This is a genomic window from Auritidibacter sp. NML100628 (assembly GCF_003185985.1).
GTDB classification, from domain to species: domain Bacteria; phylum Actinomycetota; class Actinomycetes; order Actinomycetales; family Micrococcaceae; genus Auritidibacter; species Auritidibacter ignavus.
In genome coordinates this window covers 62486-78156 of record NZ_QHLP01000008.1, presented here as the reverse complement: position 1 = coordinate 78156, position 15671 = coordinate 62486, and the positions used below count along the sequence as shown (strand labels likewise).

General features: G+C 58.8%; 15 protein-coding genes. 11 read left to right on the top strand and 4 right to left on the bottom strand.

What is annotated here, in order from left to right; genetic code table 11:
- Positions 1 to 102 precede the first annotated feature (102 nt).
- The 11 genes from DCC24_RS07250 (at position 103) to DCC24_RS07200 (ending at position 10881) form a co-directional block, all read left to right on the top strand.
- Positions 103 to 1281 (top strand): ABC transporter substrate-binding protein, encoded by a 1179-nt coding sequence (locus tag DCC24_RS07250; RefSeq protein ID WP_158524625.1) that lies wholly within the window; start codon positions 103 to 105, stop codon positions 1279 to 1281.
- A gap of 37 nt (positions 1282 to 1318) precedes the next feature.
- The gene (locus DCC24_RS07245; RefSeq protein WP_110099251.1) at positions 1319 to 2185 is read left to right on the top strand and encodes a branched-chain amino acid ABC transporter permease; all 867 of its coding nucleotides are present in this window, start codon (positions 1319 to 1321) and stop codon (positions 2183 to 2185) included.
- A complete protein-coding gene (locus DCC24_RS07240; RefSeq protein WP_110099250.1) occupies positions 2182 to 3201 on the top strand; it encodes a branched-chain amino acid ABC transporter permease in 1020 nt (339 codons plus the stop codon). Before DCC24_RS07245 ends, DCC24_RS07240 begins: the two co-directional genes overlap by 4 nt.
- The gene (locus tag DCC24_RS07235; RefSeq protein ID WP_110099249.1) at positions 3195 to 3995 is read left to right on the top strand and encodes an ABC transporter ATP-binding protein; all 801 of its coding nucleotides are present in this window, start codon (positions 3195 to 3197) and stop codon (positions 3993 to 3995) included. Before DCC24_RS07240 ends, DCC24_RS07235 begins: the two co-directional genes overlap by 7 nt.
- 6 nt (positions 3996 to 4001) lie before the next feature.
- Complete coding sequence (locus DCC24_RS07230; protein WP_110099248.1) at positions 4002 to 4709, top strand: ABC transporter ATP-binding protein; 708 nt, start codon at positions 4002 to 4004, stop codon at positions 4707 to 4709.
- Positions 4710 to 4762: 53 nt separating this feature from the next.
- Positions 4763 to 5635 (top strand): hypothetical protein, encoded by an 873-nt coding sequence (locus DCC24_RS07225; RefSeq protein WP_146206302.1) that lies wholly within the window; start codon positions 4763 to 4765, stop codon positions 5633 to 5635.
- Between the two features lie 105 nt (positions 5636 to 5740).
- Positions 5741 to 6745 (top strand): NADP-dependent oxidoreductase, encoded by a 1005-nt coding sequence (locus tag DCC24_RS07220; RefSeq protein ID WP_199446246.1) that lies wholly within the window; start codon positions 5741 to 5743, stop codon positions 6743 to 6745.
- Positions 6746 to 6769: 24 nt separating this feature from the next.
- Positions 6770 to 7975, top strand: coding sequence for an acetyl-CoA C-acyltransferase (locus tag DCC24_RS07215; RefSeq protein ID WP_110099246.1), 1206 nt, complete (start codon positions 6770 to 6772; stop codon positions 7973 to 7975).
- Positions 7972 to 8790, top strand: a complete 819-nt coding sequence (locus DCC24_RS07210) for an enoyl-CoA hydratase-related protein (RefSeq protein ID WP_110099245.1) — start codon at positions 7972 to 7974, stop codon at positions 8788 to 8790. Before DCC24_RS07215 ends, DCC24_RS07210 begins: the two co-directional genes overlap by 4 nt.
- Entirely contained in the window at positions 8790 to 9629 is an 840-nt protein-coding gene (locus tag DCC24_RS07205; protein WP_110099244.1) for an SDR family oxidoreductase, read from the top strand. Before DCC24_RS07210 ends, DCC24_RS07205 begins: the two co-directional genes overlap by 1 nt.
- 22 nt (positions 9630 to 9651) lie before the next feature.
- Positions 9652 to 10881: an acyl-CoA dehydrogenase family protein gene (locus DCC24_RS07200; RefSeq protein WP_110099243.1), complete on the top strand. Its 1230-nt coding sequence runs from the start codon at positions 9652 to 9654 to the stop codon at positions 10879 to 10881.
- 147 nt (positions 10882 to 11028) lie between these two features.
- Here DCC24_RS07200 and DCC24_RS07195 read toward each other — a convergent pair whose 3' ends face one another.
- The 4 genes from DCC24_RS07195 to DCC24_RS07180 form a co-directional block, all read right to left on the bottom strand.
- Entirely contained in the window at positions 11029 to 11658 is a 630-nt protein-coding gene (locus DCC24_RS07195) for a TetR/AcrR family transcriptional regulator (protein ID WP_110099242.1), read from the bottom strand.
- Positions 11659 to 11730: 72 nt separating this feature from the next.
- Complete coding sequence (locus DCC24_RS07190) at positions 11731 to 12801, bottom strand: acyl-CoA dehydrogenase family protein (protein WP_110099241.1); 1071 nt, start codon at positions 12799 to 12801, stop codon at positions 11731 to 11733.
- A complete protein-coding gene (locus DCC24_RS07185) occupies positions 12798 to 13973 on the bottom strand; it encodes an acyl-CoA dehydrogenase family protein (protein ID WP_110099240.1) in 1176 nt (391 codons plus the stop codon). The genes DCC24_RS07190 and DCC24_RS07185 overlap by 4 nt, the downstream gene beginning before the upstream one ends.
- A gap of 73 nt (positions 13974 to 14046) precedes the next feature.
- Positions 14047 to 15597, bottom strand: coding sequence for a class I adenylate-forming enzyme family protein (locus DCC24_RS07180; RefSeq protein WP_110099239.1), 1551 nt, complete (start codon positions 15595 to 15597; stop codon positions 14047 to 14049).
- Positions 15598 to 15671: the final 74 nt, after the last annotated feature.

Genomic DNA, 15671 nt, shown 5'->3' with positions numbered 1-15671 from the left:
ACGGACGTCGGCCTCCATCCACTCTCACGAACAGGGTTATCAGCGATGTCGCTCTTCACGAATTCACAAAAGCGTCTTTCTCCTCGTCGGTTCAGTACCAAATTGAAATTCTTTGGTTTCACCGCGGCGAGCGCAATTGCCTTGACCGCATGCGGCGGAGAAGGCGATGGCTCGGAGACCATCGTCATCGGTTACTCGGGCCCGCTGTCCAGCGGTGCGGCGCTGTATGGTGAAAATGTTCAAGCCGGTCTTGAAATGGCTGTTGAGGAACTCAACGAACAAGGTGTCGAAATTGACGGCACCGAATACAGCGTCGAACTGCGCTCTCTGGACGACGAATATTCGCCGGCCACCGCAGCAACCAACGCTCAGCGTCTGGTGGAGCAAGACGGCGCGCCTGTCGTGGTCATTCCGCACGCCGGTGGCATTAACGCCGCCCAGGAGATCAACACCAGCCGTTCCGAGTTTTTGCTCGCTGCCTACAGCTCCGATCCACGGATCACTCAGCAGGACAACGAGCTCACCATGATGATCCCGGTTCCGTTCACGGCCTACGCAGAGCCTTTCACTAAACACTTCATGGATGACGGAGCCGAAACCCTTGGCCTGCTTGCTACCGCCAGTGAATATGGCCAGCAGTGGACCGACATGATCACCGAAACATGGGACGAAAATGGCGGTGAGGTGCTCAGCAACAACAACTTTGACTACGGTTCGGTGACAGACTTCTCCACCAACGTGTCCCAAGCCTTGGCGCAGGATCCGGATGTCCTGCTGGTCGGTGGACCGTCTCAGCCCACCGCGCTGGTGATTGAAGAAGCCCGCGAACAGGGTTATGAGGGCGGATTCCTGGTCATGGACCAAGCGAAGATTGAAGAAATGGAAACGTTCACCGACCCGGAGAATTTGCACAATCTACTCGCTGTCAACCCAACCCGTGAATATGACGAGCCCGGAACGGATGCTCTCGTCGACAAGTTTGCCGAGAAGGTCAACGACGAGCGGCCGATCAATGCCGAAGTCGCCCTGAACTACCAGGCTCTGGGCATCATCGTCACCGCCATGGAAGTCTCCGGTAGCACCGACGATCCGACCGCCATCCGGGAAGCGATCCCCGAAGCCCTTGACCAGGTTGACGATGCGTTCCGCGTTCAGGAATTCCCGTCCGATGTCACCCCTGAAGGAATGTCAGTGGCAGGTACTGGCCACGGCATCTACATCAACGAGGACGGCGAATACGAAAACTTTGAACTGGACTGGTCTGTTTACGACAACCAATAAACCGGCGCCCAGACCATCCCATTGAGCAGGAGCTTATATGGAACTTCTCGTCCAACAGCTATTCAACGGGCTAGCAACCGGTGGCGCCTATTGTTTGGCAGCAATCGGCCTCACGCTCGTCTTCGGTGTCTTGAAGATACCTAACCTGGCCCACGGATCCCTCTACATGTTGGGGGCTTACCTGACCTTCTTCTTCATGACCTCGGTCGGAGTTCACTATGTGCTAGCCATTATTTGCGCAGCAATCGTGATGGGACTCGTCGGCGTGGTCCTGGAGCGCATTGTCTTCCACCCACTCAGAGACTCCCCACATACCCATCACATGATCGCTGCCGCCGGCGCGATGTTCTTCTTCACCGCGCTGGTTCAGCAGGTATGGGGCAACGATTTCCACCGGGTGGATTCCCCACTCACGGGACGCCTGACCATTCTCGAGGCTCAAGTGACCTGGCAACGCATCGTTGTCGTACTGGTCGCGGTGGTCGTGATGATTATTCTGACCTGGTTCATCAAGAAAACCGCCGCGGGCCAATCGATTGAAGCCATCGAGCAAGACCGTATCGGCGCCTCTCTGGTGGGGATCAACCCCAACAGAGTGTCGATGATGACCTTCGCACTGGCCGGTGTGCTGGTCGCCATCGCCGGTGGCCTCATGGCCCCGGTCAGCTCGATCTCTCCCTTCATGGGAGAAACCATCATGGTCAAGGTCTTCGCCATCATTATTCTCGGTGGCCTCGGATCCATCCCTGGCGCCATCATCGGAGGCTTCGGCCTCGGCGTGGCCGAAGCCTTATCCACCACCTACATCTCCGCAGCTGCCGGTGAAGTCATGGCCTTCGTGCTCCTGGTGGTTGTCCTGGCTGTGAAACCCACTGGTCTCTTCTCTCATAAGGGGGCACGATGAAACTGACACTACAAGGAATAGGCATGATCGCCGTGGCGGTCGCATTACTCTTCGCGCCCCTGGCACTCACCGAGAACCAATACCTTCTCCGCGTCCTTACTCAGGCGCTGTGTTATGCCACCGCCGTCTACGGTCTCAACATCATCTTGGGTTATACCGGACAGTTGTCCCTGGCCCAGGCAGGTTTCTTCGCGATCGGCGTGTACACGGTGGCTCTACTGACTGCCGAGCACGATTGGCCCTTCTGGGGAGCATTCTTTGTCGGAATCATCCTCACCACTATTGTTGGGTTTATCGCCGGGCTCGTCGCGTTGCGTACCCGTGAGGCGTATTTCGCGGTCTTTACGATGGCGCTCGGATTGATCATTTACATGGTCTTGTCTCGCTGGACCAGCGTCACCGGCGGCTACGACGGCGTCCGCGGGATCAAGTTCCCAGAGAATATTGGACCCATCGATTTCTCTGAACCGACCGTGTTCTACTTCTTAATGGTGCTCGTCGTGGCATTCTGCATTTACCTGACCTATACGCTGAAAACCTCGAATGTCGGCCGCACGCTCTTGGCTATCCGCACCTCTGAAGATCTGGCCAGCTCGATCGGTATTAACGTTGGGCTCAATAAGCAACTGGCATTCACCGCCTCAGCCGGCCTGGCCGGCACCGCGGGCGGTCTGTTCGCCAGTGCTCAGGGCTTTATCGAGCCCGAGGTAGCCCATATCGACCTAACCTTCGAACTCTTGATGTTCCTGCTCGTGGGTGGCATGGCCACCGTGATGGGGCCGTTGATCGGCACATTGCTCGTCATGGCGCTGTTCGAGCTCTTCCAGGACTTCCAGTCCTACCGTTTCCTCTTCCTCGGCCCGATCATCATCGCGCTGATCATCTTCATGCCGCAAGGACTCATCGGCAAGCTCAATGAACTCATCGCGCGTCGCCGACGGCGCAAGACCACCTCAGCGCCCCAACGATCACAGACGACACAACACACGGAGAAGGAGAGTGTCTCCTCATGCTGATGGAAGTACGTGGCCTAACAAAAACCTTCGGAGGGATCCACGCTGTGGAGGGCGTCGATTTCGAAATCCACGAGGGCGAGATCACCGCGATCATCGGACCGAACGGGGCCGGGAAGTCCACCGTCTTCAATCTGCTGTGTGGATTTCACAAGCCCAGTGGTGGGCAGGTGATGTTCCGGGGAAACGATATTACCGGCAACAAGCCCCATGTGACCTCCAAGGCTGGCATCGCCCGCACATTCCAGACCACGAAACTCTTCGAGCACAACACCATCGTTGAGAATGTGTTGGCGGGATGCGCTGCCCAAACCTCCTCCACATTATTGGGTGCCGTGCTGAGGACACCGCGATTCCGGCGTGAAGAGCGGGAAAGTATGGACAAAACTCTCGAGCTTCTCGACTTCGTGTCCATTTCCGATTACAAGGATGAGATCGCTGGGAATGCTCCGCAAGAAGTTCAAAAGCGAGCAGCCGTCGCGCTGGCTTTAGCGACAAATCCGTCGCTTCTGCTTCTTGACGAGCCTGCCGCCGGCATCACTGAAGAAGAAACCACACGATTCGGTCAGCTGATTCGCAAAATCTCCTCCAGTGGTATCACGGTGGCGCTTGTTGAGCACAAAATGTCGTTGATTATGAGTCTGGCCGACCGAATTCTCGTCTTAGAACGAGGTCGCAGAATTGCCTGGGGTACGCCCGATGACGTGCGCAATGACCCTCAAGTCATCGCAGCCTATCTCGGGACAGATTCGTCGGATATCTCAACCACCGTAAACACACCAAGCACCGAGGGCTAAAACATCATGCTAGAAATCAACAACATTCATGTCGCCTATGATTCGGTCGATGTCTTACACGATGTGAGCCTGAGAGCGGAGCAAGGGCAACTCACCCTGGTCTTAGGGGCGAACGGGTCGGGAAAATCCACCTTGTTCCGGACGATCTCGGGGCTAATCCGCCCCCACACCGGTAGCATCGAATTTCTTGGAGATTCCATTGTCTCGCTGAGTTCGAATCGTATTGTGCGTACCGGGATCGCTCAATCGCCGGAGGGGCGGCATCTGTTCCCGATGCTGTCGGTAATGAAGAACCTTAGTCTGGGCAATTATGTGTTGCGTAGCAAGAAGGCCGAGTACGACGAGCTCCTCGACCGGGTATTCCAGCTCTTTCCCATCCTGAAGGAAAAGAGGAACCAAACGGCCGGTTCTCTCTCCGGTGGTCAGCAACAGATGGTCGCTATTGGCCGGGCTTTGATGTCCAACCCCAAGTTGCTCATTTTGGACGAGCCCTCCATTGGTTTGGCGCCACTGGTCACCGAGCAAGTCTTCGAGGCGGTGACGGAGATTAACAAGTCCGGGACCGGGGTGCTTCTGGCCGAGCAGAACGCCCGATTGGCCTTGAAGATTGCTACCTATGGGTATGTTCTTGCCGAAGGTCGCGTCGTACTGTCAGGTCCTGCCCACGATCTGCGCGACGACCCGGAGGTTCAGAAGGCGTACTTGGGCCTCTGAGCCACCCGTGCCCTCACTCACCGTGACCCCGGCACGGTATAAACTGATGAACTATGGCAAAACGATCAAAAGTAGTGGTCATGATCTTCGCGGTCGCACTATTTTTGGTTGGCATTTTCGTCGCCTACCAGTTCATCCGGGGACTCATTCAACCTTTAGATACCCTGCGTGACCCCTTCCCCGATCAACGCCCCAACCCGGCCCCGATCGAAGATGGAACCCCAGGGCCGATCAATATTTTATTCGTTGCCTCAGCCTCCCGCGACGATACCTCCGAGGCTCTGGAGGAGAACTTGGAGGATCGGGCGCAATCGCTGTTCGTCATCCACCTGACGAATTCTCGTCGTTATGCCCAAGCGGTGGCTTTCCCACCCCAGCTCAAGGTTCCCGACCAGCCCTTCACCCTTGGCGAAGCCCTAGGTGCCACCGGCGAAGTCTCAACGCTGGTGGCATCCATCGAAACTCTTGTGGACGTTCCCATGGACCACGTCGTGTTGCTCGACCTGAACGCCCTGGCACCTCTGGCCGAAATCACCGGCGGATTTCCCGACCCTGACAGCGAGGACGCCGTGCTTGAACCCAAACAGGTCGGCACTTTAATAGACGACAGCATCACCGAGCACGGCATGTCCCCGACACAGACCGAAACGGTGATGACAGGAATGCTCCAGGCCCTGTCCGAATCAGAGGTGCGACGCAATCCCGGAGTCGCCAAAGACGTAGTAGAGCTTATGCAGGAGAACATGGTGGCCGATAACGGCCTGGACTCCTCCGAGCTGCGCACGCTGATGCGTTCCACCTCTGCCTTGGGAAACATCACCTGGTTCCCTTTGGCCACCGGCGATGGGGGTCGGCAGGCCAATGCGCAGAAACTGGTGGAATTACGCGAACGCTTCCGCAACGACACCCTGGCTGAGTGCTCTTAAAACCGCCTCGGAGGTTCCATACTCCGTCCCAGCCCATAGTTGAATCCGACCTCAAGTTCAGGCTAATCTGTGAGATGTAGACCACAACAGAACGGATTCTTAGCTATGTCGATCACCGCGACGTCAGTCTATTTAGCACAGCGCCCCGAGGGGTTGCCTGATGAGTCGACCTGGGAGATTCGCCAGCACGAACTCCCCACCGAGCTCAACGAGTCAGAAATTCTGGTCAAGGTCAATTACCTCTCCTTGGATCCAGCGATGCGTGGCTGGCTGAACGATGTGCGTTCCTATGTTCCCCCCGTACAGATCGGGGAGATCATGCGCGCGTTGGGCACCGGTGAAGTTCTCGAGTCCAATAACCCCAACTTCTCCCCCGGCGATCGTGTCCAGGGTCTGTTCGGCGTCACCGACTACGCTATCTCCGATGGCCGTGGCGTAACAGGCATTGACCTGGATGTGGCCGCTGAACCCACCTGGTTGGGTGCCCTCGGCATGCCGGGAATGACCGGGTACTTCGGTCTGCTCGATGTCGGAGAACTACAGGATGGCGACACCGTGCTGATCTCAGCAGCAGCCGGCGCCGTCGGCTCGGTGGCCGGCCAATTGGCCAAAGCGCGCGGGTGTCGGGTGATCGGTATTGCCGGTGGCGAGGAGAAATGCGCCTGGTTGACAGAAATCGGGTTCGATGAAGCCATCAACTACAAGAACGAAAAAGTTCTGTCCCGACTCAGGGAGGTCGCTCCCGATGGCATCAACGTGTTCTTCGATAATATCGGCGGCACGATCCTGGATGCTGGTCTCGCCAATCTCGCCCGCGGTGCCCGCGTGGTGATCTGTGGCGCCATCTCCACGTATAACGACCCCACTCTCGCCCCGGGACCCAGCCGGTACATGTCGCTGCTGGTCTTCCGTGCACGTATGCAGGGCTTCGTGGTCTTTGACTACCGTGATCGCTACCCCGAGGCGGTCGAAGCGATTGCGGCCCACATCTCCAATGGTTCCCTGGTTGCCCGCGAAACCGTCGTCGGCGGTGGCGTACGGGGCTTCCCCGAAGCTTTGTTGGGCCTATTCCAGGGCGTCAACACCGGAAAACTCGTTCTCGAAATCTAATTCTGCGCAGAAAGGCAACACATCATGACAGAAGCGGTTATTGTTTCCACCGCCAGGACTCCTATTGGTCGAGCCTATAAGGGTGCATTCAACGACACCCAGGGCCAGGAACTTGCCGGCCACGCGATCGCGGAGGCGGTCAAGCGTGCCGGCATTTCACCCGAAGAGATTGACGATGTCGTCTTCGGTTGCGCGCTCCAGCAAGGCTCCACCGGCAACAACATCGCCCGCCAGGCTGCTCTGCGCGCCGGCCTGCCGAACACGGTAGCCGGCATGAGCGTGGACCGGCAGTGCGCCTCCGGCCTGATGGCCATTGCCACCGCAGCCAAGGAAATCATCGTCGATGGATTCGACGTGGCCGTCGGTGGTGGCGTGGAGTCCATCTCATTGGTCCAGAACCAGCAGATGAATACCTACCGTGCCGAGGACCCGTGGCTGGTCGACAACGTGCCCGATACGTACATGCCCATGCTACACACTGCGGAGGTGGTGGCTGAACGCTACGGCGTAACCCGTGCCCAGCAGGATGAGTACGCACTGAGTTCCCAGGAGCGCACCGCCGCCGCCCAGGCGGCCGGTCGCCTCGATGACGAAATCGTCCCGCTACCCTCGACCAAATTGGTCCTCAATAAAGAGACCGGCGAAACCTCTACCGAAGAGGTTGAGCTCACCAAGGATGAGGGTAACCGTCCGTCCACCACACTCGAGACCCTGCAGGGTCTGAATCCGGTGCTACCCGATGGCACTGTCACCCAGCACTCCACCATTACCGCCGGTAACGCCTCGCAACTGTCCGACGGCGCCTCCGCCTCGGTACTGGTCAGCGATAAGGTCGCTAAAGAACGTGGCCTGACTCCCTTGGGCACCTACCGTGGCATCGCCGTGGCCGGTTGCAAGCCTGATGAAATGGGTATTGGCCCGGTCTTCGCGATCCCGAAGTTGCTCAAACAGCACAACCTGGATCTCAACGACATTGGCCTGTGGGAACTGAACGAAGCCTTCGCTTCTCAGGCCGTGTACTGTCGGGACAAGCTGGGCATCGACCCCGAGAAATACAACGTCAACGGTGGCGGTATCTCTATTGGTCACCCCTACGGCATGACGGGGGCTCGTCTGGTCGGTCACGCTCTGTTGGAAGGTCGCCGTCGCGGTGTGCAGTACGTCGTGGTGACCATGTGTATCGGTGGTGGCATGGGTGCTGCTGGACTGTTCGAGGTGAACAACGCATGAGTCAAGAAGTACTGACCGACATTCGCGACGGAGTCGGCATCATCACCCTGAACCGACCGGAACGTCGCAACGCCCTGAACCACGCTATGCTCACGGGGCTGGCCGATGCCCTGGAGGCCTTCGCAACCGACGATAGCGTCGGCGCGGTGGTGCTGACGGGCGCCGGTGGTGCCTTCTGCTCCGGTGGCGATGTGCAAGGTTTCGCTGAGCAGGGTGGTGAAGGTGGTGGAGCCACCGAGATCGACGACGAGGCAGCTCAAGCCCAGTTGGAAGCCCAGCGCACCACCACCGGCCGGATCTACTCGTTCCCGAAACCGGTCGTGGCCAGCCTGCCCGGTGCCTTTGCCGGGGCCGGTGCTGGTCTCGCGTTGGCCGCCGATCTGCGAATCGGTAGCGAAAAGACGGTGTTTGCCACCGCGTTCGCCAACGTGGGACTCGGTGGCGACTTCGGTGTGGCGTGGTTGCTCAACCAGCTGGTGGGTCCAGCCAAGGCTCGCGAGTACCTTTTCCTGTCTCCGAAGTTGCGTGGTCAACAGTGCTATGAGGCAGGTCTGATCAACCAGATCGTAGCTCACGAGGTCATCGATGAGTCTGCGATCGCCATCGCCTCGCAACTGGCCTCCAGCTCATCGCCGGCACTGCATGCGATCAAGCAGAACCTGCTGGATGCTCCCACCGTGTCCTTGGATGAAGCCATGCAGGCTGAGGTCTACCGGCACAAAGCCACCGGCCTGACCGCAGAGCACCAACGCGCGGTAGAAGCTTTCGTCACTAAGCAAGCACCGGAATTCAGCACGGGCTGGGTGATGGACTAATGACCACCCCGTTCACCGATCAGGTGGCGATCGTCACCGGCGCGGGTGGCGGCATTGGAGCCGCCCTCGCCCAGGCGTTGTTGGACGCCGGCGCCCGGGTGTTGCTCACCGATCTAGACCAAACCAAGCTCGATGCTCAAGCCGAGGCACTGGCGAGTACCTACCACGACCGTTTTGTCACGGTCGCCGGCAACGCCGCCTCACTGGAGGACATTCGAGGCTTCCGCCGTACCGCACACGAAACCTTCGAGGTCGAAGCCATCGACCTTTATGTTGCCAACGCCGGCATCGCTGGCGCTGCTGGCCTGGAAGTCAGCGACGAGGACTGGAATAAGACCATCGAGATCAATGTGATGGCCCACGTCCGGGCAGCGCAGGTCTTCATCCCCGACTGGATCGAGCGTGGGAGCGGTTATTTCCTCTCCACTGCCTCGGCGGCCGGTCTGCTGACTCAGATCGGTTCGGCCGTGTATGCGGTCACCAAGCACGCAGCGGTGTCATTTGCGGAGTGGCTGTCGATCACCTACGGACATCAGGGGATCGACGTCTCCTGCCTCTGTCCGCTGGGGGTCAATACCGACCTGCTGATGGACTTGGCCTCCGCCGATGATGCCTCCCGGGCTGCTCACCAATCGGTGACCGCCAGCGCCGAAGTGCTCAGCCCCGAGCAGGTTGCCGAGCATACCCTGGTTGCCCTCGAGCGGAAGGACTTCTTGATCCTGCCGCACGAACAGCTCAAGACCTACATCTCACGCAAAAACAGCGACTACCCACGCTGGATGGAAGGGATGCGCCGGTACCAGGACACCCTCCTTGCAGAAACCACATCAGACTCATAACACCCCACAACAGGAGAACGTCATGGATTTCAGTTTCTCAGATCGTTGTCAGGATTACCGGCAACGACTCCTCGACTTTATGGACGAACACATCTACCCAGCCGAGCCGGTCTTCGAACAACAGATGCACGAATCCGGGGATGACAACTTCCACCCACCGATCATGGAAGAGCTCAAGGCCGAAGCCAAATCCCGCGGCCTGTGGAACCTGTTCCACCCCCACGCCAATGAAGAGTGGGGTAGCCCGGGCCTGTCGAACCTCGACTACGCTCCCCTGGCCGAGATCATGGGCCGTAGCCCGGGCCTGGCTCCCGAGGCCACCAACTGCAATGCTCCCGATACCGGAAACATGGAAGTTCTGGAGCTGTTCGGAACAGAGGAGCACCGCGAGCGCTGGCTCAAACCGCTGCTGGCTGGCGAGATCGCTTCAGCCTTCTGCATGACCGAGCCCGAGGTGGCCAGCTCCGATGCCACTAATATCCAGCTGCGGATGGAACGCAACGGTGATCACTACATCCTCAACGGCCGTAAGTGGTTCGCATCCAACGCCCTGCACCCGCTATGTCGTGTGCTGATCGTGATGGGCAAGACCGACCCTGAGGCTGATACGCACCGCCAACAGTCGATGATGGTGGTTCCCATCGACGCACCGGGTGTCACCGTAGTCCGCGGTCTGCCGGTGTTCGGCTACATGGATCGTGAGGGTCACGCAGAAGTGACCTTCGAAAACGTCAAGGTTCCCGTGACCGACCTGCTGGCCGGAGAAGGCGACGGCTTCAAGATCAGCCAGGCCCGCTTGGGTCCGGGACGCATCCATCACTGTATGCGCACCATCGGTGCCGCCGAGCGTGCCCTAGATCTGATGATCACTCGTGCCCAGAGTCGCGAAACCTTCGGTCAGCCACTTTCCGAGCGGGCCAACATCCAGGACTGGATTGCCGAGTCTCGCATTGAGATCGAAATGAACCGGTTGCTGGTGCTCAAGGCCGCTTGGCTGATGGACACCGTGGGTAACCGTGAGGCGCGCACCGAGATTGCCGCGATCAAGGTGGCCGCCCCGAACATGGCCTTGAAGGTCATCGACCGGGCGATTCAGGTCCATGGTGGTGGCGGTGTCACCAATGACTTCCCACTGGCCGAGTTCTGGGCCGCTCAGCGCACCCTGCGGTTGGCCGATGGCCCTGATGAGGTCCACAAGCGCACCATTGCTCGCATGGAACTCAAGCGTCTACGCGACACCGTAGCGAAGTAATACCTGCAGACAGTCGAGGCCAGAATCAGATCCCGCACCGTGCTGGGATTCTGGTTCTGGCCTCTTGGTTTAACGACATGGGTGCCCTCGATCAGCGCAGACACCAGGGCACCAGAAAAAAGAACGATTCAGAGAGAAAAGAAAAACTTAGTCCTGATCGATGCTGGCGTGATCGATGCTGAGCGCGCCACACCACATGCGAGTGGTGGTCGCCACCAGCTCATCGATGGTGTAGTTCGTAGCGTTCAGAGCAAAGTTGAAGTATGCCAGGCGGGAGACCATCCCAGACAACGCACGAGAGGCAAGAATGGGATCTAGGTTGGCATCAGCAAGTCCGCGTCGCTGTAACTCTTCGATCGAATGGGCATTGCGTTCAATAAAACGCATGCCCCGCTCGTAGCGAAGCTTCATAAAATTCGGATCAACCTGGGCAACTTCTTCCATTAGTCCCATAAGCTTTGCGTTGGACTGGTAAGACTCGAAATAATGGCGGTTGCTGGCTTCAATAACCTCGGCCGGATCGGCACCTTCGGTATCTCCCACCGAGAGGTGCAACATCTCGTTCTTGGCCGTTTCCATCAGAGCCTCGAAGATTTCTTCTTTCGAGGTGAAATACGTATAAAAAGTCCCGGTCGAACAACCGGCTTCGACGGTGATATCGGTCAGCCGTGCATCCAAATAGCCGTCACGTTCGAACACCACCCGCGCTGCCCGCAACAGCGCTGCCCGAGTCTTTTCACCGCGTGCAGTACGTGGCTTTAACGTTGACTCTGGCATCGGTGGCTCCTTGGACTGGGGATGGTGTTCGAACGATGTAGACTTGTGCGACTCTACAACAGGTGCCGCACGCTACAGAGTGATATCGACCAACGGCGCGAGGTCTTCGCGGTGGGTACCGGGGGTGCCCAAGCCCAGCTGGTCGGCTTTGGCCCGCTTCAAAAGCAGGTGAATCGGGAACTCCCAGGTCATCCCATTACCACCGTGGAGTTGCACGGCTTCCTCAGCAGCCTTGACCGCCACATCCGCGTTATAGGATGCCGCCACCGCGGTCGCGATGGGCAGATCCTGATCGGCATCGTTCAGCACTCCGGCTGCGTAGCGAGCCGCGGCCTGTGCGGAGGTCACCTGCAGATACAGATCGGCCAGCCGGTGTTTGATGGCCTGGAAGGAACCGATCGGGCGAGCGAATTGGATACGGGTCTTCACGTATTCGACCGTGGTGGTCAAGCACTGATAGGCCACACCGTACTGTTCACTGGCCAGTAGCGCCGTGGCACTGCGCAATCCGAAGTCCACCGCCGCCACGGCCTGGTCGCCACTGGCCAGCACGGTACCTTCTCCAAAACCAGACACGGTCGCCAGGGGCCGGGACATATCCAGGCTGGTCACCGGTTCAACGGTGGCCTGCTCAGCTTCGATGAGGTGCAGGTTGACACCATCGGCCGAAGCCAAGGGCACCAACAGCAAATCCGCACCCCAGGCACCGGCTACCGGGGTAACCGAGCTACCCGCCTCAACGGCAGACCAGTGTCCAGCACGAGCGCTGAACGGTAGCACCAGCGCAGCGGTCTTTTCGCCACTGGCCAGCTGTTCCAACGCGTCACCAGCCTCGAGGTGGTTCAACACCTGGGTGGCCAACACCGAGGAGGTCAAAAACGGCACCGGTGCCACAGCACCACCGAGTTCTTCCAGCACGGTGGCCGCTTCACGTGGTCCGCCACCAAATCCGCCGTGGTCCTCGCTGATCAACAGACCGGCCAAGCCAATCTCACCGGCCAGAGCGTCCCACAGTGCAGTGTGCCAGGGCTGGGGGTTGTCGTAGAGATCGGCGACATCAGCCGAGCTCAAGTGTCGCGACAGTGCATCTTTGACCGCATCGCGCAGGTCGGTTTCATCTTCGGTATACAGCAAATTGGTCATCGTGGCACATCCTTGAAGGGAATTCCTTTATCGGGGCGAGCTTCTTGGGGCAGACCGAGTACGCGCTCAGCTACCACATTGCGCATGATTTCTGAGGAACCGCCTTCGATCGAGTTCCCCTTGGCACGCAGGTAGCGGAATCCGGCATCGCGACCCAAGAAATCTGCCTTCGTGGGACGACGCAGCTCCCAATCCTCATAGACCAGGCCTGCATCCGGATCGAGCTCGAGGGCCACACCGGTGACCGCCTGAGCCTGAGTGGCAAAGGCCAACTTCAGCGCCGAAGATTCTGGTCCGGGCTGACCAACTTCCAGTTGTTGGCGCACTCGCTCACCCACCAGCCGGGTGACTTCGGTTTCCACCCACCAGTGCAAAATCTCTTGTTGTGCAGCGGGGGTCCGTAGTTGCGGGTTCTCCCGCCATTGACGAGCCAACAGCCCAATCTGACCGGCTTCACGATCGGCCCCAGCACCAATGGCAACACGCTCATTATTCAGCGTGGCATTGGCGACCCGCCAGCCTTCGCCGGTCTCACCAACACGGTCTGCATCAGGAATCTTCACATCCTGCAGGAAGACCTCGTTGAACTCGGCTTCACCGGTGATCTGGCGTAAGGGGCGGACCTCGACTCCCGGGTCTGACATATCAACCAGGAAGTAGGTCATGCCGGCGTGCTTGGGTACCTCAATGTCAGTACGGGCTACCAGAATCGCCCGCTGAGCCTGGTGGGCCACCGAGGTCCAGACCTTCTGACCGTTGACCGTCCAGGTATCTCCATCCAACACCGCGCGGGTAGACACCGCGGCCAAGTCAGAGCCGGCACCGGGCTCGGAGAAGAGCTGGCACCAGATTTCTTCGCTGGTGTAGAGCGGGCGCAGGTACTTGTTCTGCTGCTCTTCGGTACCCTTAGCGATCAGGGTCGGAGCGACCATACCCAGACCAATGCCGTTACCGTTGGTATCTGGGCCAGGTGCGCCGGCTCCTGCCAGGCGAGCATTGACGAAGTCGTTGTACTCGCGCGGTAGGCCCAGGCCACCGTGTCCCTCAGGGAAATGCACCCAGGCGAGACCGGCATCAAAGCGGGCTCCGAGGAATTCTTGAACATTGGAGGTATCGTGTTCGGCCAGGAGGCGATCTATCCTCTCGGATAGCAGCTGGACGGGATCAGTCACGAGACACTCTCCCTTCTTTCTCTATGTTGTGTGTATCCGTTGGGGGTCTATATTGCGGTCATCTAGAGATGGTCTAGGACCGTTGCGGGGCGCTGGAGACTCGCACGCCCTGGTCACGGAGCTCATCCCGGTCGATGGCGCGTTTCAGGATTTTGCCGGTCGCCCCCTTGGGCAGCGACTCCACGAAATGATAGATCCGCGGAATCTTGTAGTGCGCCAAATACTCGCCCAGCCATTCCTTCAATGCGGGCGCATCGGGGGTCGCATCGGGGCGCAAGGTAATCACCGCGGCAATTTCTTCACCCAGATGCTCGTCGGGCACCCCGGCTACGGCGACTTCCACCACATCCGGATGGGTGTAGAGCACTTCTTCAACCTCGCGCGGGTAGACGTTGTAGCCACCCCGAATGATCAAATCCTTTTTCCGGTCCACAATGAAGACATAGCCATCTTCATCAATCCGTCCCAGGTCACCGGTGCGGAACCAGCGACCGGTGAAGGTCGCGGCGGTGGCCTCGGGACGGCCCCAGTATTCTTTCATCACAACCGGGCCATCGAGCGCGATCTCACCGATCTCATTCACGCCCAGCTCTTGGCCATTATCGTCCAAGATGGTGACGTCGACGCCTTCCACCGGCAGACCGATACTGCCTTCTTTGCGGGTCGCATGGGGCCGGTTTCCGATGCCGTACCCGGTGGTTTCGGTCAGACCGTAGCCTTCAATAACATCTCCGCCGAAGGCTTGATAGAACTTCTTAGCCACCTGGATGGGCAGAGCAGCTCCACCGGAGGTCACCTTCTGCATGTTCGAAAAGTCCTCGGGGCGGTAGGGATTCGGTACGTGCAACATCGCGTTCCACATGGTCGGCACCCCGGATGCTGAAGTGAGTTGGTGCTTGACCATCATCTCCATCATCCCGTGCGGGGTGAACGGGCGAAGTAGCGATAAGCTTGCCCCGCCATGAAAGACGGTGTGCATCACCGCTACTTGTGCAAACACATGGAACATCGGCAACCCCGTGCCCAGACTGTCCGAGGAGCCCAACTCGTTGGTGGTTGCGGCCATGCGACCGCAGGCCATGATGTTGTTGTGCGTCAGCACCGCACCTTTCGGACGTCCGGTGGTCCCGGAGGTGTACAGAATAGCCATCGGGGTTCCATCGGCGAGATCGGCGGGATCAGCCAGGGAGTCGGCGACCAGATCGTCAAAAACCCCAGGCTCCAGGAGCCAGGTGGAGACATCTGTGGCCTCGGCAGCTTTCTCGAGTTGTTCGAAACCTTTGCCGTCTTCCTTCCACCCCAAGGCCAACACAGGTTCTGAGTCCTCGATGAAGTACTGCAGTTCGCGAGCGGTGCAGGCTGCGTTGACGGTCACCGCGATAGCGCCCAGCGCAGCCAAGGCGTGATAGGCCAGCACGAACTCCGCTGAGGTGGGTACCACGAAAAGAACCCGATCCCCCGGTTGGATGCCACGGCGCTGAAATTCCGGGATCACACCGCTGATGTTGCGAGCGAGCCGGTCATACGACCAGATACGTTCGGCCTCATCGACCCCTTCACGCAAGGCGTTGGCTTCAGGTTGTTGCTGGGCGTGATTCCAGATGATGTCTACCAAATTGGTCATGGCGGTCCTTCTCCACATTAAGATGTGATCTACCTCTCATACAGCTTATATCGAACTTGAGATCAGATTCAAGA

Excerpts from the sequence above, each read along its gene's own strand:
- DCC24_RS07235 (WP_110099249.1), top strand. The coding sequence starts at position 3,195 with ATGCTGATGGAAGTACGTGGCCTAACAAAAACCTTCGGAGGGATCCAC.
- DCC24_RS07220 (WP_199446246.1), top strand. The coding sequence starts at position 5,741 with ATGTCGATCACCGCGACGTCAGTCTATTTAGCACAGCGCCCCGAGGGG.
- DCC24_RS07195 (WP_110099242.1), bottom strand. The coding sequence starts at position 11,658 with ATGCCAGAGTCAACGTTAAAGCCACGTACTGCACGCGGTGAAAAGACT.
- DCC24_RS07230 (WP_110099248.1), top strand. The coding sequence starts at position 4,002 with ATGCTAGAAATCAACAACATTCATGTCGCCTATGATTCGGTCGATGTC.
- DCC24_RS07205 (WP_110099244.1), top strand. The coding sequence starts at position 8,790 with ATGACCACCCCGTTCACCGATCAGGTGGCGATCGTCACCGGCGCGGGT.
- DCC24_RS07210 (WP_110099245.1), top strand. The coding sequence starts at position 7,972 with ATGAGTCAAGAAGTACTGACCGACATTCGCGACGGAGTCGGCATCATC.
- DCC24_RS07245 (WP_110099251.1), top strand. The coding sequence starts at position 1,319 with ATGGAACTTCTCGTCCAACAGCTATTCAACGGGCTAGCAACCGGTGGC.
- DCC24_RS07240 (WP_110099250.1), top strand. The coding sequence starts at position 2,182 with ATGAAACTGACACTACAAGGAATAGGCATGATCGCCGTGGCGGTCGCA.
- DCC24_RS07215 (WP_110099246.1), top strand. The coding sequence starts at position 6,770 with ATGACAGAAGCGGTTATTGTTTCCACCGCCAGGACTCCTATTGGTCGA.
- DCC24_RS07225 (WP_146206302.1), top strand. The coding sequence starts at position 4,763 with ATGGCAAAACGATCAAAAGTAGTGGTCATGATCTTCGCGGTCGCACTA.
- DCC24_RS07190 (WP_110099241.1), bottom strand. The coding sequence starts at position 12,801 with ATGACCAATTTGCTGTATACCGAAGATGAAACCGACCTGCGCGATGCG.
- DCC24_RS07200 (WP_110099243.1), top strand. The coding sequence starts at position 9,652 with ATGGATTTCAGTTTCTCAGATCGTTGTCAGGATTACCGGCAACGACTC.
- DCC24_RS07180 (WP_110099239.1), bottom strand. The coding sequence starts at position 15,597 with ATGACCAATTTGGTAGACATCATCTGGAATCACGCCCAGCAACAACCT.